Here is a 21,123-nt window from a genome sequence, read left to right on the forward strand (position 1 = left end):
TGTTATTTTACTTTTGCCCCCGGTTCAACCGCCTTTTCCGGCACCACCAGGACAGGAACTCCATCAGTTCCCGTTGCCGCCAACAGCATTCCCTGGCTTTCTACACCGCGCAGGACAGCGGGCTCCAGATTGTCTATCAGAACGATCGATTTCCCGATCAATTCCTCTTTTGCATATGCCAATTTGATCCCCGCAACGATCCGTTTTTCGGTGCCGCCGTTGTCGATCTTTATCACATACAATTTGTCCGCGTTGGGATGGTCTAAGACCTCAATGATCTTTGCGATCTTGAACTCAAATTTCCTGAAATCATCGATCGTTGGCATAAAAAGCTCCTTTCGATATTGCCACCTCTACACCCACCCCATCATCGCAAACGCGCTTATTGTCTTGCTGTCCATTATTCTACCACTTCTGATCATTTTTCTTACCTGCACCTTTGTGAATACTTTCGGCTCGATGATCTCATCTTTTTCCCGCATGAGTTTGGCCTTCTTAAGACCTGTGGCTTTATAAAGATGTAGCGCCTCGTCAGAATATCCCACAGCAGGATAAATAGTCCCGAGTTTTTTCATGATCCCGGCTTTGTAGCCGATCTCCTCTATCAACTCCCTCTTTGCGCATTTTTCAGGCTTTTCATTTTTTTCGAGCGTTCCCGCTGGTATTTCCCAAATGTACTCTTCAAGCGCAATTCTAAATTGCCTTATCAGGATGGCTTTGTCTTTTGAAAGCAGAGGGACCACTGCGGCCGCACCGTTATGCTCCACGCATAAATAAGTTCCCCTGTGTCCGTTTGGAAGTGTTAAGGGTTTGCTGACAAAAGAAAAATTCTTTGCGGAGGCGACGGTTCTATTTTTATGAGGCATTCAGGGATCCTTGCTCCTCACTCATTACTGGTTACTGCTTGAATCCTCTTTCCTATACTGAGCGAACGCAGTGAGTCGAAGTATAGCGGGGGTGGGATTTGAACCCACGGCCTTCAGGTTATGAGCCTGACGAGCTACCAGGCTGCTCCACCCCGCGATATTGCCATTATACATTTATAATCAGGTCTTGAGCGAGCGGAGCGAGTCGAAAGGCTCCACCCCGCGGTGTTCTCATTATACCAGAAATTTTGATTTTAAGATGCACTCGTCAAATTCGCCCTGCGGAGTGGAATCCCACACTATACCTCCCCCTACTCCCATTTCCCCTTTCCCGTCCTTGATAAGCAAAGTCCTTATGGGGACATTGAAGCACAGGTCCCTTTGAGGGGTAATATAGCCGATGGCGCCTGTATAGATCCGCCTTTCTTCGCTTTCAATTTCTCTTATTATTTCCATAGCGCGCACCTTTGGGGCCCCCGTTACCGAACCGGAGGGGTGGAGACTCTCAAAAACCCTTTGCAGCGGCAGGTCATCCGCGACCATGGCGGTAACGGTAGAGGTCATCTGGCACAGCGTTGTATATCTTGCGACTTCGAACAGCTTTGGCGCTTTTATGCCGCAGCCTATTCTGCCGAGATCGTTCCTTAAAAGGTCGCAGATCATTATGTTCTCAGCCCTGTTCTTTGGGTCTTTGTGAAGGCAGCGCGCGCTCCAAAGGTCCGCCAATAAGTTCTTCCCTCTAGGCCAGGTCCCTTTCATCGGCTTTGCGGTCATATGGGAGCCCTTCTTTTTAATGAAGAGTTCGGGCGAAAGCGACAGTATGGAAAAGTCCTTCTCTTTAATGTAGGCGGGATAAGGGACCGGCTGCTGTCTCTTCAGTTTTCTGTACAGACCAAAGTCATCTCCTTCAAGCTCAAAGTTGAACTTTACGCAATAAGTTATCTGGTACACATCTCCTGCCGCAATATATTCCCGGATCTTTTCGATACTCTTAAAATAATCATCCTTAGAAATGTTCATTCCCTTCACATGTAAAGAGCAAATTTCTCCCTTTCTGAATGGCAGACTTAAAGGAGGGCCATAAACCCCCATATGCACCAGGGGAAAGCCAAAGGTTTTTGAGGACCTGAACCTGTCTTCGAACCCGTATCCAGCTTCATAGGACAAAAAGCCTGCCAAATAATGCCCTCTGCCAAGCGCATTCTCCATTTTTTCAAAGCATGCACGGATCTCAGAAAGCCTTAAGCAGCTTATTACATCCAAAGGTTGGTCAAACAGGAGCGGCTTGTTCTCGAATTCAATTAATATTTGCATTTAGGGTATTGCGGGGTCTGGGTGCCTGCGGGGTTCAGCGAGGCTGTTTCATGACCTGGGGTGATTATAACATGGCAGAGGGTTGACCCGATTTAATTTATGCTGTAAACTATTTAACAGATAAACTATTATGGGCGAAAGCGATTATATAGACAGGCTCGAGAAAGCGATGCATACTTTTTCCAAGAAGTGTTTTTCTAAGGAATTGCTCGGGGTGGAGATCACCGTCACCCAAATGCAGACCCTGCTCCTTATACATTCGCTTCCCGGCTGCAAAATGTCGGACTTAAGCGAAGGGCTTGAAGTTACCCTCGGCAATGTCACTTCGTTGATAGACAGGCTGGCCAAAGAGGGCCTTGTAAAACGGGTAGAGGATGACAGCGACAGAAGGATAGTAAGGGTGGAACTGACCTCAAAAGGAAAAAGCACGGTGAGCACCGTGCTGGCGAACAGGAAAAAGACCCTTGCAGGTATCTTTAAGAAGGTCAAAGAAAGCGACAAGGAGGTCCTGCTCAATATTATGGAAAAGATCGCGGAAGAGCTTTAATAAGGAGGAAAGATGAATAAAAGAAAGATCTTTTGGATCGCGGTAGCTCTGGTTTTATTATTGATCGGGTTCAGGGTGATCAACAGGGTAAGGTCTCAGACCGCAAAGGTAAAAGAAAGACCTATTGCCGTCATGGCCAAACCGCCTTCTGTGGGGCCTATAGAGAGCAAACTTACGCTTACCGGGGACATAAAGGGAAGCTCGGAACTGGCCGTAAAACCCACCAACAGCGGCAGGATCGAAGAGATATATGTAAGAGAGGGGGACCTGGTCAGCCGCGGGGATAAGCTGATGTCCTATGTTGCCGGCATAAGCGAAACCGACGAGATGTTCGAGGATGTGGTGACCTTTGCTCCCATTTCGGGTTATATAGGCATGCAGAACATTAGGTTAGGCGACCAGGCCACTGCGGGACTGACCACAGTGTTCAACATTTATACTATCGACAGGGTAAAGATCTATGTGGATGTGCCGGAAAAAGATTACTCCATGGTAAAAAGAGGTACCCCCGCAAGGATAACTCTGGATGCCTATCCTGATGCGCCGGTTAACGCCTCGGTTTCTAATATACGGCCCGTAATAGACCCTTACAGCAGGACGGCCCAGGCCGAAATAGACATTGCAAACGCCTCCCACAGGATAAGACCTGGCATGTTCGCCAGAGTTGACCTGGTACTGGGCAGAAAGTCTTCTGCCCTGCTGCTTCCTTCCGACAGCGTTCTTTCCGGGACCGACAAATATATCTATCTTGCCAAAGAAGGAAAAGCCGTTAGGATGCCTGTTAAGACAGGCTATGAGGACAACGGCCTTGTAGAGATAGTATCGGGGCTCTCGCCTTCCGACAAGGTGATAGTGTCGGGCCAAAGAGTAGTAAAGGAAGGCTCTTCGATAGTAGAGGCATCGGATGATTAAGAACTTTGTAACAAAGCCGCTTTTTACGCTGTCCATTTTTGTCATAGTGGCGATACTTGGGCTGTTCAGCTATTCAAGGCTGCCTCTTGACCTCCTGCCGGATATTTCTATACCGACACTGACCGTGATAACCCCCTACCCCGGCGCCGGGCCGGCCGACATAGAAACGACCGTGTCAAAGGTCATCGAGGACGCGGTCGCAACTGTGCCCAATATAGACAAGATCACTTCTGACAGCATTGAAAACCTCTCTACCGTGACCATTTCTTTCAAATGGGGTTCGGACCTTGACAGCGCCTCCGCCGATGTCAGGGACAAGATGGACCTGGCCAGGTCCAAACTGCCCAGGGATGTCCAGCCGTCCACGATCTTCAAATTTGACCTGTCGCAGATCCCTGTCCTGGTAATGGGGATCTCCGCCGAGGAGTCCTACACATCGCTTTACGAGATAGCGGACAAAAAGATCTCCCCCGCCCTTAAAAAGATACAGGGAGTGGGCACCGTCAACATCCTTGGCGGGTTAAAGAGACAGATCAATGTTGAGGTTGACAGGGCGCGCCTGGAAGCCTACAAGCTGTCAATGCCGCAGGTTAACGCCGCTCTTGCAGGCGCCAACCTCTCCATACCCGCGGGCAATATCAAGACCGAGCAGATACAGTACGGCATAAGGCTGCCTAACGAATTCACTAAAGTATCCCAGATAGAAAAGATCGTGGCAGGCTCTTACAACGGACGGGACATCTATCTTTCCGACATCGCAGCAGTATCCGATTCCTTTGCCGAGCCAGAGAGTTCAACCGAGGTCAACGGCAGGCCGGGCATAATGCTCCAGATACAGAAGCAATCAGGGGCTAACACGGTGCAAGTAGTGGAGGCCTGTAAAAAAGAGTTCGAGAACCTGAAAAATGAGCTTCCGGAGGATGTTGAGATAGTCTATATAAGGGACAACGCTGAGTCCATAGTCCAGCAATTAAGCGAGCTGGGAATGACCCTGGTCTGGGCGTTCCTTTTTGTGATGCTGACGGTCCTTCTGTTCCTGCGCAATACCAGGGGTTCCCTGATAATCTCGGCCTCCATACCGTTCTCTCTGATAGCCGCGGTTATTTACATGTTTGTGGTTGGGAACACCATCAACATCATTTCGCTGGCTTCTATAATCATCTCCATCGGCGTTGTCGTGGACGACGCGATAGTGGTGCTTGAGAACATCTACCGCCACAGGGACAAAAAAAGAGAGGCTCCTAAAGAAGCCTCTATCTATGGAACAGGCGAGGTGGCGGGAGCCGTACTTGCGGCAACTACCACTAACCTTGTCATCTTCTTGCCGCTCCTTCTTGTATCGGGCTTTATCGGCATTTTCTTCAGACAGTTGGCAATGATAAGCATTGTTATAATCTCAATGTCGTATGTGACAGCGGTCTCCCTAACCCCGATGCTCTGCTCCAGGCTTCTGGAGGTAAAAAAGGACAAAAAGTCCTCCGGCGGGTTTTTTGAAGACCTTTTCAACAAGAGCGAAAAGACTTTCCTTGCCATAGAAGATAATTACAAGAGGCTGCTTGGCTGGGCGCTTAATAAAAAGGGCAAGATCATCGCTGCCTGCGCCGCCATCTTTTTCCTCAGCCTGCCGCTGTTTTATTTTACCGGAGTGGAATTCTTTCCTGACGAGGACGACGGGTTCTTTTCCGCCACGGTTTCCCTGCCTCCCGGGGTAAAACTGGAACAGACCTATAAGGCCATGAAAAAGATCGAGGACAGGATCAAAAAAGAAATGCCCGAGATGCAGTATGTCCTTGTCAGTGCCGGTTCCAGCCAGTCGATGGCCTTCGGCACAAAATCGGGGCCTAATTACGGAAGGGTCTTCGTAAAAGTTATCCCGCTTAACAAAAGGAAAAGGAACGAGAAGCAGCTGCAGAGGCAGGTGGTTGACATCGGGCTTTCCATCCCGGGAGTTAAGTCCGTGGATTTTGATTCCACCGGAGCAAATTCCCTTTCTGGGAGCACAAAGCCGATAACTGTCGAACTGTACGGATCCGATTTCGAAGCCCTTGATCCTTTTGCCGAGACCCTGTTGGAAAAAGTGTCGCTTATTCCGGGGGTGGTAGATCCTTCCGTTTCAAGAGAAAAGTCTAATCCGGAGTATTCTGTGGTCGTGGACAGGGACAAGGCCTCGGACCTGGGGCTAAGCGTTGCAGAGATCGGCTCTTACGCAAGAAGCTATTTGTACGGAACCATTGCCACAAAGTACAGAGAAGGCTCGGACGAATACGATATCTTCTCGCGCTTCAGGGAAAAGGACCGCAAATTTCTTTCGGACATTAAGAACGTCCCGATAACCACCCGGCTGGGCAAAAAGGTAACTTTGGGGAATCTGGCAAAGATAGAGCTCAAAAGCGGTCCCCAGGTCATACAGAGAAAGAACCAGCAAAGGATAGTGAAGGTGGGAGCCGACAACTTCGGCAGGTCGCTCGGGGATATAACGGGAGATATAAACAGGCTCCTGCAAAGGCTTCCCGCGCCGCAGGGCATCAGCGTCAAGATAGCCGGCAGTTCGCAGGACATAAGCGACAGCTTCAAAAGCCTTTTCACCGCCCTTCTTCTGGGCATCTGCCTCATCTATCTTGTGATGGTGGCCCAGTTCGAGTCCTTTCTGAAGCCGTTCTTCATCATGTTCTCAATACCTTTTGCCATCATAGGGGTGGTGTGGGCCCTGTTCCTCACGGGGAATCCCTTTGGCGTGATGCCGTTCATAGGCTTGATCCTTGTAACCGGCATATCAGTAAAGAACACCATAGTGCTGGTGGATTATATAAATATACTCCAGGAACGCGGAAAGGAAATAAAAGAGGCCGTGCTTGAAGCCGGAAGGACCAGGCTGCGGCCTATACTAATGACCTCCTTAACCACCGCTCTTGGGCTTATGCCGATCATTTTCGGCACCGGCGAGGGCTCCGGGTTCTGGAAGACCATGGCAATATCAGTCGTAGGAGGATTATCGGTGTCCCTTGTCATAAGCCTTATATTTGTCCCGACACTTTATTATATGTCAGAAAAAGGAAGGGCAGAGCGGTCCCTCTGCGGAAAGGAAGAAAGATGAAAGCCCTTTTGATAATCTTTGCCCCTGCTATCGAGTGCGAAGTGATGGGGTGCCTTGAAAAGGCACAAGTAAAAAAATATACCAGGCTGCCCTATCTGCAGGGCGTGGGAGGACACTCCGAACCCCGCCTGGACACCCAGGTCTGGCCGGGCTCCAACAGCGCTCTTCTGGTGGTATCAGAAAACGCATCCTGCGACAAACTCGCCAACCTGCTAAAGCCCCTGAAACAACAGGAGCTGGAGGAAGGGCTTAAGGTCTTTGCCTTTCCGGTGGAGGAGATAATATGAAAAAGCTCTGCTCCATACTGGCACTAGTTCTATTTTTAGCTCCCTGCCAAGCGGCGCCTCTTACGCTTGAGAAGTGCCTTGAAATAGCAGGAAAATACAATCCGCAGATAATCACGGCAAAGGAAAAGATCGGCATTGCTTCCGCCAAGATGGGCCAGGCGGGATCTGCGCTTTTACCTCAGATCACGGGGAACCTGTCTTCAGGAAAGAACTTCACCAAACCCATGACGGTCACCCTGCCTCCTTCCATGGGAGGCGGCACCTTTTCCACGACCCCCAACGAACCCTCGGATGTGATGTCCTACAGCGGAACCGTATCCCAGCTGCTGTTCTCCGGCGGGCAGATAATGCAGGCCGTCAGCGCAGCAAAAGTAGGCTATGACATCTCTCTGCAGGAATACAAAAAGACAAAGAACGATGTGGAATACAATGTTATTTCCTCTTATTTTGATGTTCTTAAGGCAAAAAAAACGGTTTCGATCGTAGAAGAAACGAAGAATTATCTTGCCAGGTATGTGCGGCAGACGGAGCTTTTTAACAGGTCCGGCCTGGCATCAAGCGCGGATGTTCTCAGAGCACGCGCAGAGCTTGCAAATTCTATGGTATCTAAGATCTCCGCACAAACCGGGCTTGAGGCGGCAAAACTTGTCCTGGCGGCCAATCTGGGGACGGACCAGGGCTCGGATTTTGATGTCGCAGAACTTGAGGGCCCGTATTATAGAGACAGGGAGCTTACCTCCAAAGAGATCCTGGACAGCGCTTTTAAGAACCGGCCGGAGTGGCTGTCCTTTAAGATGGGGCTTAAGGTAGCCAGCGATGCCATAATATATTCTTACGGAAGTTATCTTCCCGTTGTCATGTACCAGTATTCCGCCGGCATGAATTCCACAAAGTACAAGCAGGCAGGATTGAATTTTGACCTGGACAACTGGAGGTCCATGATAGTTGCCTCCTGGAGCCCGTTCGACGGTTTTAGGACGGCGAATGTGATAAGGGAAGCCTATGCCGCGCTCAATACCGCCAAGGCCCAGGAACAAACCCTCAAGGATGTCATCACTCTTGAGGTAAAAACCTCTCTGCTTACCCTGACGGGGAACAGGGAAAGGGTAAAAGCGGCCGAGATAGCAAGGGACCTGGCAAAAAAAGCCCTTCGGCTCTCGGAACTCGGCTACAAGGCCAATACAACATCCAACCTGTCCTATCTTGAGGCTCTCCTTGCCAATTTTAGGGCAGAAAACTCTTTGTGGAACAGCATTTACGACCTGGAAATCTCAAAAGCGCGGGTTAACAAGACCACGGGGGAAAGGTTCTTTTAGGATTCTCCGTTCTCAAGCAGCACTGCGGCGGCAAGCACTGTGGTCCAGCCGTCGCGCTGGCCGATGGCGCTCTGAGTGATATGGGTGGTCTTAACTATCTTATCCGACACCTTCCACTGCTCCTGCCTCTCGTCCCAGCTGGAATTCTCGTCAAAAGACACACCTAAAGTAGTGGCAAGCATCTGCGCTGCAATATCTTCGGCATAATCCCCGCATTCCTCATCAGTCAGGCCGTGCCCGTGATGTTCGCTTAGGTATCCGTATGAGGCGGTATCGGAAGGAAGGGAAAGCCCGACAGAAGCCGAAATAAGGCGGTGAGGTTCATCAGTCTGGTTCCTGGACATGACGATAAAAGTGATCTGCCCCGGCTTGATCATCTTGAGCCCGTGCTCCTTTGAGATCAGTTTGCATCCCGGGGGGAAAATGCTTGAAACCTGCACATAGTTGACCGCCTGTATGCCCGCGTCGCGGAGCGCCATCTCAAAACTCGCGAGTTTTTCTTTGTGGCGTCCCACGCCCTTCGTCAAAAAAATCCTGTTAGGAAGTATTACAGACATAACAGGACTAATTATAGCCCCTTTGTGCGATTTGTCAAATATATTGAGCTGTATTAAGCCTGCCGGATGTTCTATAATTAAATTTCAGCACAGATAAAGATGCGTGAAATTTTTCTTTTCCGCATTTGATAACTATTTACGGGACGGATGTATCACAGGGAGGGCGCCATGGGGCCTATGCTCGGCCAGAGTCTTGGACAGGATCTGCAGCTTTCGATATCGATGATGCTGAGCCCGCGCATGATGCAGATGCTCAAGGTCCTCAACTCTTCTTACACGCAGCTCATCGAAAACATCCGCACGGAAGCCGAAGAAAACCCTCTCATTGAGGTGGAAAAGAACGACCGGCTTCTGGATTATCTCAGATATTCTTCTAAATCTCCCTACCGCGACGCTTTTGAAAAAGGAGGGGCAGAAAAAAAGGACCTCGAGGAATACTTTTCCAGGTACAAGAACATGGACGAATACTTATTGTCCCAACTTTCTGTTGAGAACCTTACCGCAAAGCAGGAAGAGATCGCAAAAAGCCTGATCGCCTCTCTGGATGACAACGGCTATCTTTCGGACTACGAAAAAAAGAAAGAGCTCATTAAAGCGGACCTTGAAGCGGACGATAAAGAGATCGAGCAGGTCCTTGAAATTGTGCAGTCCCTTGAGCCCGAAGGGATAGCCGCCAGAGACCTTAAGGAATGCCTGTCCATCCAGGCAAGGCGCTACAGTTTTGAGGACGAACAGCTGGAAAAGGTGATCGTGGACGCTATAGAGGGACATCTTGAAGCCCTGGCAGGCAAGGATCACTCTTCCGTTTCAAAGGCGCTTGGGATCCCTGTCTCGGGAGTGCAAAGCATAGCGGAATTCATAAAGAACAATCTGACCCCGTATCCCGGCGCCTGCTTTGCAAGGACAAGCGCTCCGGCAGTGCCGTCCTTTTGCGTCAAGGCGGTAAAAGGCTCCCCAAAAATTGAGAACCTGGAAAAGACGCTGGGACCGCGCATCAGCATCAACCAAAAATATCTTAAAATGCTTGACGACCCTAAGACCGATGAAAAAACGGCCGAATTCATCAAGGCCAAACTTCAAAAAGCAAAAGAACTGCTGGAAAACCTTGAAAAAAGAGGCAACACGCTGGAAAAGGTAGTAGAAACCGTTGTGCAAAAACAATTCGGCTATCTGTGCGGAAAGGACAAGGCCCCTTGCCCCCTTTCCCAGAAAGAGCTGGCGTCATTATTGGGGCTGCATCCTTCTACCATCAGCCGCTCGGTGGCGGAAAAATTCATAGAGACCCCGAAAGGCGTGCTTAAGCTCAAGTCCCTTTTCCCAAAAGAAGTTGCGCCTCTTTTTACCGCAGAAAAGATAAAAGAAGTGATACGGAGCCTGATCAGTGAAGAAGAAAAAGAGTATCCCCTGACCGACATGCAGATAAGGAAAGCGCTGCTCGGCAAAGGGATAGAAATAGACAGGAGAACTGTGGCCGATTACAGGCTGGAGCTCGGTATTGGAAGCGCAAAACAAAGGGGGACTTGCAGTGAATAAGGCCGGGGTCCTGATAGTGGATGACGAGAACAGCCTAAGGAGCGCCATAAAAATGGGGCTTGACAAAAAGTACCGCGTCTTCGAAGCCTCAAGCGGCTCTCTGGCGCTTGAAAAAGTGCTTAAGGAAGAGATAGATGTGGTGCTGCTGGACATAAGGCTGCCGGACACGACCGGTATCGAACTGATAGAAAAGATCAGATCGCTCAATAAAGACGCGAACATAATAATGCTTACCGCTGACAACACCGTAAGGACAGCGGTAAAGACCATGAAACTGGGAGCCTACGACTATCTTACCAAGCCCTTTGACATGGAAGACCTTAATTTTGCCATCAGCAAGGCGCTCGAAAAAAAGCTGCTCGACGGCGCGCGAACAGACCTGTCGCCTCAGTCCTTCAGGGAAAGCAGGAAACTGCTGGGCAGCAGCAAACAGATGAGAGGTCTTCTTGAACTCATAGAACAGGTTGCAAAAAGCGATTCAACCGTCCTTATAAGCGGCCAAACCGGCACAGGCAAAGAGCTGGTGGCAAGAGCCGTTCATCAGAGCTCAAAAAGGGCAAAAATGCCTTTTGTCCCTGTAAACTGCGCGGGGATACCGGAAAATCTTCTCGAATCCGAGCTCTTCGGGCACGAACGGGGCGCTTTTACCGGAGCCCTGGAGAGGCACACCGGAAAATTCGAACTTGCTTCCGGAGGAACGCTTTTCCTGGACGAGGTCTCTAGCCTTCCGATGATGATGCAGGGCAAATTGCTGCGCTCGATACAGGAAAGATCGATCGAAAGGGTCGGAGGGGAAAAACAGATACAAGTGGACCTGCGCCTGATCGCCGCCACCAATTCGGACCTGAAAAAAGCGGTCGAAGCCGGGTCCTTCAGGGAGGACCTCTACTACCGGCTCAATGTGATACCGGTATCGGTCCCCCCTCTTAAAGAAAGAGAAGGGGATATTGAAGAGCTCTGTCTCCATTTCATAAAAAAATTCAACCGCGTTTTTAAAAAGAACTTAAAAGGACTGAGCCCCAAAGCGCTCCAGCTTCTCAAGTCGCACGACTGGCCCGGCAACATAAGGGAACTGGAAAACCTCATGGAAAGGCTTGTAGTACTGGGAAAAGGCCCCTTGATAGAAGAGCGGGACCTGCCGTTCGAGATCTCAAAGGACACTACTTCCATGTCGCTGGGCCAGATGGAGAACCTGTCTTTTAAGGAAGCCACGGCCAGATTTGAGAGCGAACTCATAGAAAAAGCCATACGGCAAAGCGGCGGCAAAAAAGCGCTTGCCGCGCAAAAACTCGGCATCCACCGCAACACCCTTTCCAAGCTTGAACAAAAACTGAAAAAGAAGTAGAATTTAAGCGCACACATAGCAGGGCTTCTTCTGCACACTATCAGGTGCAAAAAGCGCATTTATGGCCGATCGAGGTGCGGCGCAGGAATTGCTTATATAAAAGCAAGGAGGGCACAGATATGCAGGACATGAACCTCAACCGCGCGGGGCTTGAGCAGGATAAGGGCACGGACAGCACCTCGCTGCTTTTTGGCATCCAGGACCCCGACAAGCTTGAAGCTTTTGAGAAAAAACTTTCTTCCTGCATCTTTACCACGGACCTGCTCAAAGAGGCTGTGGAAAAAATGGTCTCTTCCGCGCTTGAGGCGGAGTTCGGCAGCGCGATAAGCAAGGGAAAACACTACAGGAACATGCTTGGAACTATTTCCTGCGGCATTCTTCAAGACCCGGAACTTCGCAGACAGGCCCTTATAGTAATAGACAGGTTCGCAAGATCACCGGAGCTGAATGCATGACACAGACAAAGCCTGCTGTTCTAGTTGTGGACGACGAATCCAGCATCAGGGAATCCTTTTCGCTGATACTATCTGACGACTATTCGGTCTTTCTTGCGGCAACCGGAGAGGCTGCCGTAAAAAAGGCCGCCGATCAGAACATCGACATCGTGTTCCTGGACATAAGAATGCCAGGAATGGACGGGATAGAAACCCTAAAAAGGCTAAAAGATATCAACTCCTCCATGGAAGTGGTCATGGTGACAGCCGTAAACGATGTGGCGCAGGCAAGCCAGGCGATGCTGCTGGGAGCAAATAATTATATAGTAAAGCCTTTTGATGTGGATCAGATAATAAGGATGACCAAAGGCCTGATCAAGAAAAGAAGGAACAAAGAGGAGTTTAGGCAGATCATGGCCCGATCCAAGAGCCTTGAAGTCAGCGGGCTTGTCGGGACAAGCTTACGGGCAAAAAAAGCTTCTCAGGTGGTCGAGTCCCTTGCCTTAAGCGACGGACCTGTTCTGATAGTCGGCAGCAGCGGTACAGAAAAAGAGCTCGCCGCCCGTCTTATACACGCAAAAAGCTCAAGAAAGACCTTCCCTTTTATCAAGTTCGATGTCCCGTCGGGCGCAGATGCTTCGCATCTCTACACCATTTTGTTCGGGTCTTCAAAGGGAGCCTTTGTTGATGCTCTCAGCAGCGGCAAGGGTCTTTTCGAAAAAGCCTCGGGAGGCACTCTTTTCATAAACAACCTGCAGAACTTGCCAAAAAGCGTTCAGGAAGACCTTCTTTCGACCATCAAGGGAAAAAAATCCCGCAAGCTGGGAGCAGCAGCGGTATCCGGCCACGACACAAGGATAATATTTGCCTGCAGCAGAGACCTTAAGGCCTTTATAGGCGAAGGTATCCTTATCCCGGGCCTTGATATCTTTGCCACTGAAGAAATAATATCGCTCGCAGACCTCAACGAAAGGCCCTCTGACATATCCGCTCTCTCGTCCCAGTTGATCGAGGAGTGCGCCGCTTTGTCCTGCCTGGACAATAAAGCTATTTCCGAAAACGCTATATCCTGTCTTCAGAATTACGGATGGCCAGGCAATTACATCCAGTTAAGGAACGTTCTCTGCGGCGCCCTGCTCAGGTCCGCCTCCGGAGAGCTCGCCACTCTGGACCTGCCTCTTTCGGTCCTGTGCCAGGGGACTTCTTTACACGGACAAAAGGATAAAGCATCTTTGTCTTTCGACTCACTGACGGAAAAGTTCGAGAAGGATTTCATTTTCAGGGTCCTTAAGAGGTCGGATTTTGATCTTGACAGCGCCTCGGACCTTCTGGGGATGACCAAAGCCTCGCTTTCTTCAAAGATCGAGACGCTGGAAATTAAGTAGTTTGCGCCTCGACGATAATTCTAAAACTACCGGTCTGATTGCTCTGATTATACCTAATGCCATACACGGCTGCAAGAAGCGAAATATTGGGCGGCTTGGTCGCAAGAAATAATGAACGGGCTTTGCTCCTCCCACACCCTCCGCAAAGCCCTATTGCGTTTGACGAGGATGAAAAGAATCTATCCCCGAAGGAGCCCAATCCATATATTCTTCGCCAAAATATTTGCTTGGAAATAGCTGAATAATATCTGTGCCACAAAGAATCCAAGTGGACAAAAACTCATTCGGACATTTTGCCCTAATTGCAACTATGTCCGGCCTTCCTTCGAAGTTTGCATACACGAGCAAATGCGGTATAGGTCTGTAGTTTTTTCTAATCTTTTTCTCTACCGCTTCAATAATCCAATCAGGCCCTTCCTGACTACATTTGGCAGGCCTATATTCTCTTAAGATTTCCGTTTTGTCTCTATACTCTTCACTTCGCTTTCGATTAGGCTTCATAACTTCAGTAAACTCATATTTTAATGTATCAGAACCAATTTTAATTTCAAAATCAGGAAATTCCTCGAGAATTCCAACTTTAGATCCCGGATGACTTCTTGATAACGCAGAACAGAATACGGAAGCGGCCCATGCTTCTCTCATTTTCTGATATTCGGTTTTTGGCGAACTAAAAAATACTTTTTCGGATGCGCTGTCAATTTTATTGTCAATACCGTTAAGCAGATCAATTGGTAAAAAGAATGTGTTTGTCTCAACATTCATCTTGCTTGTCTTGTCTGGGGGTTGGTCATACTTGCGCATCATTTTCTAATTTTGCAATCACTATTTTATTTATACATACAATATTAGAGATGAGTTGTATGTAAACATGAAGGGCCCTAATAAACTCGTTCTTCATAAGTTCGTATAACACTGGGATACTTTCCCATTCATCATGAATATCCTTTGTTCCTTCGGAACGATGAGCATACTTTCCGTAAAGAAAAACATTAAAAACATCTATAACCTTTAAACTGATACTGTTTACGGTAAGCATTGCAAAACTATTCTCAAATTCTTCTCTTTCTTTTAATATATTCACGTATTCATCTTTTTCAGATTTATCAACGTTCTTGGATTTATAAACATTTTGCAATTTATCTATTTTCAAAGAATCATTCTTCTGCAAAAACTTTCGAATGTCGTTAACAACTGCTTTTATCGACTCCTCATCAGGAGATCTCAGCTGCACAGATGTCCCTTTGTCTCTCTCCCAATTAATAGACACTCCCGTATTTTGAAGTTTTTTGATAAAGCTGTGAGCAAAGAGTTCTTCGGCATTCTTATTAAAATCATTTAGCTTTTTAAAAATGTCTTCTTTTTCCATTGTCCCTTTATTTTGTGACTTCTTAAAACCTAACAATCAATTTGTTTTACATTATGTATCGGTCAAGAATATACTATATCTACCTCTAACAGACACCTTCATTAACGCACGAAACAAATCCATTCTTGAAGGCCTTCTTTTTAGTGCCTGTATATATGGGGCGCCGCCCGCGCTAAGACATTGCTCATCTTGATATGAAGGGTGTCCTGCATCCTGCAACTTATAACAAATAAAACCAGGTAATTTTGTATTTAAAATATACATAGAAAATAATCCGGCCACGACTATTTTAAATGCAACCCACAACAGCAGCAAATAAAACAATGATAATCCCCATGGCTTGGGAATGAAAAGAAAAATAACACCAATGAACAGCTCCCTCGAAGTAATCATCTCTTTTCTTCCACCTTTACCTTTTGTCCTTACATTGTATAGAGTCATAATCAGAAAGAATTTCTTTGCACAACGACTGGATGTTGCAACAACATTCGCCAACCATATTTGTCACCATTAATTTATCCTGATTCTTAAACTCATAAGCTGGTATTCGAAACACAACAGATTTAACCTCCTCATCATCTGGTCGCGCACAATAAGCATGGCTCGATGCATTAGGATGCACTATTTCGGAAATATTATCATATTGCTCTCTCAGTTTCGTAAATGTCTTCGTTGCTCGATCAATACAAGTTAATATATTTGTTGCTTGATATTGACTATTGCTCTTTTTTGACCCTAAAAGGAGATGGGATGTTTCCTCGTTATATTTGATGAGTGAAGATGATTGTTTCAATTTTTCCATAGAATAATACATATATCCCAAAGTCTCAAATAAACCTCTTAGCATATTAAAGGCTGTTATAGGCCGGCTATTATCAATAGCCCAAATAGCTGATTCTGTGAGCTCATATGTTCGATTTAGCATTCCGATGAGCAATAATGTATGAAAATAACAATTGCTGTCTTTTTGCAAAATATTAAGGACAATATCTTTCATCCCATTCAGCAACAATTTAATTTCCTCTGTGTTTTTAAATTTGGGCTCCTCTGTCACTTGTTTTCCTCCACCACCCTTATCTCCTCCTCCGTCAGCCCATACAATTCATAAACCAGCCTATCTATCTGATTATCAATAATCTCCATTTTCTGCTGATAGTGCTTCTTGTCGTTTTCTGATTTGGCAGATTTACACTTTTTTTGCGTTTCGAGCATCTGGACAACTAAAGCATCCATTTTCTTCTCAAACCTGTCTGTTTTTAAAGAGGATGCTATTGGCAACTGTACAAGATATTGGTATATAAACCTCAAATATCCTCCGCGAAATACTGCAGATAAGTGCTTATAGAAGAAAGTCATCAATTTGGAATTTAATATTCCCAACAGCCTTTTATCATCAGACACAATAATATAAGCGGTATTAACACAATAGATTTCCCCTGTTGGATCGTAGGCAAAATTGCCCCTCAAAGAAATATCTGGCAATAAGAATTTCGGTTTTTTAAATTCATTATAATAGGCGCATTTACGAAGCTCCCACCAATAATCTCCTTTATCATACCTGGCTTTAGCCTGATTTTCATATTCTTTAAGGTGCCTTGACACGGATGGATATGTGCTGCAAAAATAGTTCTCCGCATTTTTAGCACCACGATTTCTATTTGTCCATCCGTTAGGTATAAGGATCAAATATTTGTCTGTTTCTAAATTCTCATATCGTTTTATATCTCTCCCTGCCAACAAGGGCTTAATAATTTCCGCACTTTTCGGGTCTTCCTTAATAAGCCGGTTTTTTGTGTCCTCATTAATAACAAAGGCTTCATTAAGTCCTGTTAAGACGCCCCTATATATTTTATTGTTAACATATTCACCAAGAGAAACTCCGGATTTTCTTAATTTATCAAGCAATTGACTCGTTTTTTTATCAACCAAAGCCCACCCGTCAGTAGATAGGTCAGACAAATCAACAACAAAGCAATTATCTTTAGCATATTCTGAAAGATCGGAGAATTCTAAGCTTGTGACATTTACTGCCGCAATAGTTTTATGCACAGCTCCTTTCTTTACTTTTACAACACAAGGATATGTTGTCGCATTTTCAAATACTCGAAGATCTCCAAAGTCAACAATTTCCGACAACCCACTATTCTTTAAAAAATTTCTTAACAAAGAACCGTAATTAGCACGCATCCATTTATTTGCCACAATATACGAGAAAAGACCAGCATTTTTTAGCAGTCCAACACCTTTTTCTATGAAGTATGAATAAAGGTCCGCAGCTCCTTGATAAACTTGATAATGAGCTTCAAAATATTTTTTAAATTCCGAAAGTGATTCTTGCCGGACATACGGCGGATTCCCTATCACACAATCAAATCCGCCTTTGTCCATTATCTCTCCAAACCCCTTAATCTTATCGTTCCAATCAAATGTATTGATCTTTTTCATTTCCTCACTGTCAAAAAGAGAAAGGTTCTTGTCCTTGTAAAAGTCCGGACCTATCAAGGAGTTTCCACATTTAATATTGCCGGACAAATTAGGGAGCAATTTCTCCTGGCTGTATTTAAACAGCCTGCCCGCGCTTTCATCTCCTTCGCCTTCAAGCAGTTTAAGCATCAGAGACAGTTTTGTCACCTCAACAGCCTGGGCGTCAATATCAACACCAAAAATATTGTTCAAAAGTATATCCTGTTTTTCTTTTATAGTAAGGCGGAATGAACCGTTTGCGGCCTGCCATACCCGCCCGTCTTTTAACGCCTTGGCGCGGTTAGCTGGCTTTGTATAATAAGCAAGATGATGAGTCATTAGACAGTTATAGGCTCCGAGAAGAAAAGATCCGGAACCGCACGCGGGGTCAAGTATTTTCAGCCTTTCTATTTCCTTTGGCGTAGCACCCTTTATCTTTTCACCAACAGTATTCTTGACAATGTAATCGACTATATATTTTGGTGTATAGTAGACTCCGCCTGCTTTCCTTACTTCCGGTTTTTCTTCAACCTTGGCCTGGTGCCCTTCCGTAAGCCGTATGGTCTTTCCCAAGAATTGCTCGTAAATATTGCCCAGCATTTCAATAGGGAGCACTGCTAAAGCATACGGACAATCAGGATAATATATCCCGGTGATGATCTCTTCCAAAACCTTATTTTCTATTGCGAGCGAGTCGATCGCAATATCACTTTTAAACAACTCGCTGTTGTATTTCCTGTTTGCCCGCTCAAAACACAAAACCAAAGCCGGATAAATGCGCTTTTCCTTTGTGACCTTGAGAAGTGTCTCGGAGTTTTCAATGCCCCTATCTTCCGCTATCCTCAAGAACAAGATCCTGTCGATGATTTTCTGTACCGCAAGATTTAATTGGTCTATCTCTAGTTTAAGGTTGTTGATCGCGATATTCTTGGCAAGCAGGCTCCGCCAGTCTTCGATCATTTTTAGGAATTCTTTGTCAACCTCATAAGCGCCTTTGGGAAGCTTTGTACCCAGATAATCCTTTAGACTGCCCTTCTGCACATTTTCTTTCGCGAATAATTTATAGATATCATCGAATTTCTCAGCATACTCCTCATATCTACAGTAAAAGAGAAGCGCCTTGCGCGAACCGTCTTTCTTGTTTGGTTTAATTCTTGTGTCATATATCGCGAACTCTTCAAAATCCGTTAGTATCGATACAGGGAGTTTGGCTGTATAGCCGTATCTTCTTATCTGATATGCGGGGTCAATGGATTCTTTAATATTTACTCCGGGTTTCTTGGCTTCAACAAAGAATATTCTGTCACCCTTTACCCTGAAGCAATAATCCGGAGCTTTTTGTTTTCCCTGAATTTCTATGGAATCCTCTACAACAACTTCTCTGGCATCTTCCGGCAGGCCTTCTTTATTATTGATATCCCAGCCTAAAAGCTTAAAGAAAGGATTAATAAAATCCTGACGTACTCGGGCTTCCTTATAATTTAATTGTTTGTATTCCTCAAGATTCCGCTTAAATCGCTCAACCAACTCCAATATCTCTTTTGGCGCGCTCATGTTTGATATGATTATACTATCTAACAATTGATTAAGAAAGGAGGTAATCAAAAAGATAAAATTAATGACAATGGCAATATATGTGAGTATAATATAAAAGAATTAAAGATGAATAAGGATATTATTTCAAAAATAAGCGGTTTTCAAGTAACCTCCGATAAAATGAGATTAATTGAGGAGTTTTTTGCCAACAATGTTCAAAACTACATAAATTTTGTAAGCGACTTCAAGATCAAGGTTGAAAACAGCCCAAACTACAGTTCATCATCACAAGATACCTTAAATAAAGCTACCTTTAATATTGTAAAAACAGGCCATGAACTTGAACAATCTATAGTCCACAAGCAAACCATCATCGAGATCAAAGAGCTGTTCCGAAAACTAATTTATCCGTATATGTCGCAAAGCATTATTATGAAAAGAGCTCTTGATAAGCCAAGGGGCTATCCTGGGGATTATATGATGCTCGAATACATTTATGATGATAAAGCTGTCTCTTCCGGTCTTGGAATGTATTTTGACTTGGGATTTCTAAGAAGCCGTCTCACAATGGCCGTTAGGGACAGAAAAGACATGATGAGAGTTGTTCTGCAAAACATTATAAAAAAACGGGACAAATTGAACATATTGAATCTTGCCAGCGGTTCAATCAGGGAGATAAGAGAATTAAGCCCGGATCTTCTGAATAATATTTCGAATTTGACTTGCGTTGATTTTGACAGTGAAGCCCTTGAGTATTCAAAAAGTAAATTAAAAGGTATTAATGCATCTTTCTTACAAAAAGACCTTGTTGACATGGTAAAAAAAGGTGACAGATCGTTGATAGAGAATAGTGATCTGATCTATAGCATAGGATTAATAGATTACTTTCCGGACCGTATGTTGTTAAAACTCATCACCTTGATACTATCTGGAATGAAATCCGGCAGCAAATGCGTATTAACGATCAAAGATGTGGATCAATATAAGCCGATTCAGGAAGACTGGCTTACCGATTGGAAGTTTGTGCCCAGAACAGAGGATGATATCGTACGCCTGATAAAGAAAGCTAATATCCAGGATATTGATATCTCACTTTCAAGAGATGATAGTAAAGTTATTATCTTCTTTGAGATTACAAAAAAGTAATGACAAACAACCTAAACATTACACTTATCAAAGAAACAAAACTAATATTGGCATTCTTAAAAGAATACAAAGACAAATTAGATGCCATGGATAAGGCCGATGTTCAAAAAGATGCCGAGGCTTATCTGTTGACCATTTTTCCCGGATTCAAAAAAACAATGGATGAACACTTTTCAAAAACATCGTCAATATTTGACAACATAAAAGATAAAACTGAATACAAGGACAATCAGGATTATTATATAAAAACATTGTGGGATTACTTGTATTTTCCGAAAATCAATAAACATATTTATGATAAGCCCTTTGGGTATCCTGGCGATTTCGTCCTGATGAACTACATTATTGATTATCAGGATAAGTTTATCGGCGAATCGTCGTTCGAAAAGCTGATCAACTATTATTCGGTAAAGTCGCCTTTTTGTTTATCAAATGTTGCCAGAAAAGAATACCTTAAGTCGATAATAATTAGCACGATTTCAAGATATAAATCGCCCGGCATAACAAGTGTGGCCAGCGGATCGATCAGAGAATTATTGGATATTTCAGGGGAACACCCCCACATTAATGAATTTAACTGCATTGATTTCGAGCCGAAGGCATTCGAATACATAAAGAATGAACTGAAGCGTGATTCGTTCAATAACAAAATAAAGATGAATTTCATCCTAAAAGACATCATTAAAATGATTAAAACGAGGGATATTGGATCATTGCTCAAGCCCCAAGACCTGATCTATTTTTCCGGAATATTCGATTACCTGCCGGACAGGATAGCTAAAAAGGTGTTTACCACTTTCTATTCGCTCTTAAAAGATGGCGGAACTATGCTGATCTGCAATTGCTCAAAAAAGAACAAGAAGCTTCATTCGTATTATGAAGTATTGGGGAAATGGGAAATGATATACCGCGATGAGGATGACTTGATTGATATTATTTCTGACGCCCACGTAAAAAAACATCGTTTTGATTACCCAAAAAACGGGAAATGTTACAATTTCCTGGTTATTGAGAAATAA

19 protein-coding genes and 1 tRNA gene are annotated in these 21,123 nt (G+C 45.3%); 11 read left to right on the forward strand and 9 right to left on the reverse strand.

The window, feature by feature from the left end; translation table 11 throughout:
• Positions 1–2: 2 nt before the first annotated feature.
• The 4 genes from WC490_00120 to WC490_00135 all read right to left on the reverse strand — a co-directional run bounded on the left by WC490_00120 (position 3) and on the right by WC490_00135 (position 2,180).
• Positions 3–326: a hypothetical protein gene (locus WC490_00120; GenBank protein MFA5097022.1), complete on the reverse strand. Its 324-nt coding sequence runs from the start codon at positions 324–326 to the stop codon at positions 3–5.
• Between the two features lie 27 nt (positions 327–353).
• Positions 354–866, reverse strand: a complete 513-nt coding sequence (locus WC490_00125; GenBank protein MFA5097023.1) for an NUDIX hydrolase — start codon at positions 864–866, stop codon at positions 354–356.
• Positions 867–949: 83 nt separating this feature from the next.
• A tRNA-Met gene (locus WC490_00130) sits at positions 950–1,023 on the reverse strand.
• 77 nt (positions 1,024–1,100) lie between these two features.
• Entirely contained in the window at positions 1,101–2,180 is a 1,080-nt protein-coding gene (locus tag WC490_00135) for a chorismate-binding protein (GenBank protein MFA5097024.1), read from the reverse strand.
• Between the two features lie 130 nt (positions 2,181–2,310).
• On the opposite strand from WC490_00135, the gene WC490_00140 reads away from it, so the two are divergent.
• Genes WC490_00140 through WC490_00160 form a run of 5 tightly spaced genes read left to right on the forward strand, consistent with a single transcriptional unit; the run spans position 2,311 to position 8,336 of the window.
• Complete coding sequence (locus tag WC490_00140) at positions 2,311–2,727, forward strand: MarR family transcriptional regulator (protein MFA5097025.1); 417 nt, start codon at positions 2,311–2,313, stop codon at positions 2,725–2,727.
• 12 nt (positions 2,728–2,739) lie between these two features.
• Entirely contained in the window at positions 2,740–3,639 is a 900-nt protein-coding gene (locus WC490_00145) for an efflux RND transporter periplasmic adaptor subunit (protein ID MFA5097026.1), read from the forward strand.
• Positions 3,632–6,733, forward strand: a complete 3,102-nt coding sequence (locus tag WC490_00150) for an efflux RND transporter permease subunit (GenBank protein ID MFA5097027.1) — start codon at positions 3,632–3,634, stop codon at positions 6,731–6,733. Before WC490_00145 ends, WC490_00150 begins: the two co-directional genes overlap by 8 nt.
• Complete coding sequence (locus tag WC490_00155; GenBank protein MFA5097028.1) at positions 6,730–7,020, forward strand: PG0541 family transporter-associated protein; 291 nt, start codon at positions 6,730–6,732, stop codon at positions 7,018–7,020. The genes WC490_00150 and WC490_00155 overlap by 4 nt, the downstream gene beginning before the upstream one ends.
• Positions 7,017–8,336 (forward strand): TolC family protein, encoded by a 1,320-nt coding sequence (locus WC490_00160; GenBank protein MFA5097029.1) that lies wholly within the window; start codon positions 7,017–7,019, stop codon positions 8,334–8,336. Before WC490_00155 ends, WC490_00160 begins: the two co-directional genes overlap by 4 nt.
• Here WC490_00160 and WC490_00165 read toward each other — a convergent pair.
• Complete coding sequence (locus WC490_00165) at positions 8,333–8,893, reverse strand: arginine decarboxylase, pyruvoyl-dependent (protein ID MFA5097030.1); 561 nt, start codon at positions 8,891–8,893, stop codon at positions 8,333–8,335. The two genes, WC490_00160 and WC490_00165, sit on opposite strands and share 4 nt — an antisense overlap.
• A 168-nt stretch (positions 8,894–9,061) precedes the next feature.
• Here WC490_00165 and rpoN point away from each other — a divergent pair, with 168 nt between their 5' ends.
• The 4 genes from rpoN to WC490_00185 all read left to right on the forward strand — a co-directional run bounded on the left by rpoN (position 9,062) and on the right by WC490_00185 (position 13,590).
• Positions 9,062–10,426 carry an RNA polymerase factor sigma-54 gene (gene rpoN / locus WC490_00170; GenBank protein ID MFA5097031.1) on the forward strand — a complete coding sequence of 455 codons (1,365 nt, stop codon included), beginning with the start codon at positions 9,062–9,064 and terminating at the stop codon, positions 10,424–10,426.
• Positions 10,419–11,771: a sigma-54 dependent transcriptional regulator gene (locus WC490_00175; GenBank protein MFA5097032.1), complete on the forward strand. Its 1,353-nt coding sequence runs from the start codon at positions 10,419–10,421 to the stop codon at positions 11,769–11,771. Before rpoN ends, WC490_00175 begins: the two co-directional genes overlap by 8 nt.
• 119 nt (positions 11,772–11,890) lie before the next feature.
• The gene (locus WC490_00180) at positions 11,891–12,226 is read left to right on the forward strand and encodes a hypothetical protein (GenBank protein MFA5097033.1); all 336 of its coding nucleotides are present in this window, start codon (positions 11,891–11,893) and stop codon (positions 12,224–12,226) included.
• A complete protein-coding gene (locus WC490_00185) occupies positions 12,223–13,590 on the forward strand; it encodes a sigma 54-interacting transcriptional regulator (GenBank protein MFA5097034.1) in 1,368 nt (455 codons plus the stop codon). Before WC490_00180 ends, WC490_00185 begins: the two co-directional genes overlap by 4 nt.
• Positions 13,591–13,740: 150 nt before the next feature.
• Here WC490_00185 and WC490_00190 read toward each other — a convergent pair whose 3' ends face one another.
• The 4 genes from WC490_00190 to WC490_00205 all read right to left on the reverse strand — a co-directional run bounded on the left by WC490_00190 (position 13,741) and on the right by WC490_00205 (position 18,976).
• A complete protein-coding gene (locus tag WC490_00190) occupies positions 13,741–14,397 on the reverse strand; it encodes a hypothetical protein (protein ID MFA5097035.1) in 657 nt (218 codons plus the stop codon).
• Positions 14,381–14,959, reverse strand: coding sequence for a hypothetical protein (locus WC490_00195; protein MFA5097036.1), 579 nt, complete (start codon positions 14,957–14,959; stop codon positions 14,381–14,383). The genes WC490_00190 and WC490_00195 overlap by 17 nt, the downstream gene beginning before the upstream one ends.
• Positions 14,960–15,368: 409 nt before the next feature.
• Positions 15,369–16,013, reverse strand: coding sequence for a hypothetical protein (locus WC490_00200; GenBank protein ID MFA5097037.1), 645 nt, complete (start codon positions 16,011–16,013; stop codon positions 15,369–15,371).
• Complete coding sequence (locus tag WC490_00205; GenBank protein ID MFA5097038.1) at positions 16,010–18,976, reverse strand: TaqI-like C-terminal specificity domain-containing protein; 2,967 nt, start codon at positions 18,974–18,976, stop codon at positions 16,010–16,012. The genes WC490_00200 and WC490_00205 overlap by 4 nt, the downstream gene beginning before the upstream one ends.
• Positions 18,977–19,003: 27 nt before the next feature.
• Between WC490_00205 and WC490_00210 the strand changes: the two genes are divergently transcribed.
• Positions 19,004–20,104 (forward strand): class I SAM-dependent methyltransferase, encoded by a 1,101-nt coding sequence (locus WC490_00210; GenBank protein ID MFA5097039.1) that lies wholly within the window; start codon positions 19,004–19,006, stop codon positions 20,102–20,104.
• Entirely contained in the window at positions 20,104–21,123 is a 1,020-nt protein-coding gene (locus tag WC490_00215; protein MFA5097040.1) for a class I SAM-dependent methyltransferase, read from the forward strand. Before WC490_00210 ends, WC490_00215 begins: the two co-directional genes overlap by 1 nt.

Source organism: Candidatus Margulisiibacteriota bacterium, assembly GCA_041650635.1.
Classification (GTDB): domain Bacteria; phylum Margulisbacteria; class WOR-1; order JAKLHX01; family JBAZKV01; genus JBAZKV01.

Coding starts and splice junctions, on each gene's coding strand:
- WC490_00120 (MFA5097022.1), bottom strand. CDS start 326: ATGCCAACGATCGATGATTTCAGGAAATTTGAGTTCAAGATCGCAAAG.
- WC490_00125 (MFA5097023.1), bottom strand. CDS start 866: ATGCCTCATAAAAATAGAACCGTCGCCTCCGCAAAGAATTTTTCTTTT.
- WC490_00135 (MFA5097024.1), bottom strand. CDS start 2,180: ATGCAAATATTAATTGAATTCGAGAACAAGCCGCTCCTGTTTGACCAA.
- WC490_00140 (MFA5097025.1), top strand. CDS start 2,311: ATGGGCGAAAGCGATTATATAGACAGGCTCGAGAAAGCGATGCATACT.
- WC490_00145 (MFA5097026.1), top strand. CDS start 2,740: ATGAATAAAAGAAAGATCTTTTGGATCGCGGTAGCTCTGGTTTTATTA.
- WC490_00150 (MFA5097027.1), top strand. CDS start 3,632: ATGATTAAGAACTTTGTAACAAAGCCGCTTTTTACGCTGTCCATTTTT.
- WC490_00155 (MFA5097028.1), top strand. CDS start 6,730: ATGAAAGCCCTTTTGATAATCTTTGCCCCTGCTATCGAGTGCGAAGTG.
- WC490_00160 (MFA5097029.1), top strand. CDS start 7,017: ATGAAAAAGCTCTGCTCCATACTGGCACTAGTTCTATTTTTAGCTCCC.
- WC490_00165 (MFA5097030.1), bottom strand. CDS start 8,893: ATGTCTGTAATACTTCCTAACAGGATTTTTTTGACGAAGGGCGTGGGA.
- rpoN (MFA5097031.1), top strand. CDS start 9,062: ATGGGGCCTATGCTCGGCCAGAGTCTTGGACAGGATCTGCAGCTTTCG.
- WC490_00180 (MFA5097033.1), top strand. CDS start 11,891: ATGCAGGACATGAACCTCAACCGCGCGGGGCTTGAGCAGGATAAGGGC.
- WC490_00185 (MFA5097034.1), top strand. CDS start 12,223: ATGACACAGACAAAGCCTGCTGTTCTAGTTGTGGACGACGAATCCAGC.
- WC490_00190 (MFA5097035.1), bottom strand. CDS start 14,397: ATGATGCGCAAGTATGACCAACCCCCAGACAAGACAAGCAAGATGAAT.
- WC490_00195 (MFA5097036.1), bottom strand. CDS start 14,959: ATGGAAAAAGAAGACATTTTTAAAAAGCTAAATGATTTTAATAAGAAT.
- WC490_00205 (MFA5097038.1), bottom strand. CDS start 18,976: ATGAGCGCGCCAAAAGAGATATTGGAGTTGGTTGAGCGATTTAAGCGG.
- WC490_00215 (MFA5097040.1), top strand. CDS start 20,104: ATGACAAACAACCTAAACATTACACTTATCAAAGAAACAAAACTAATA.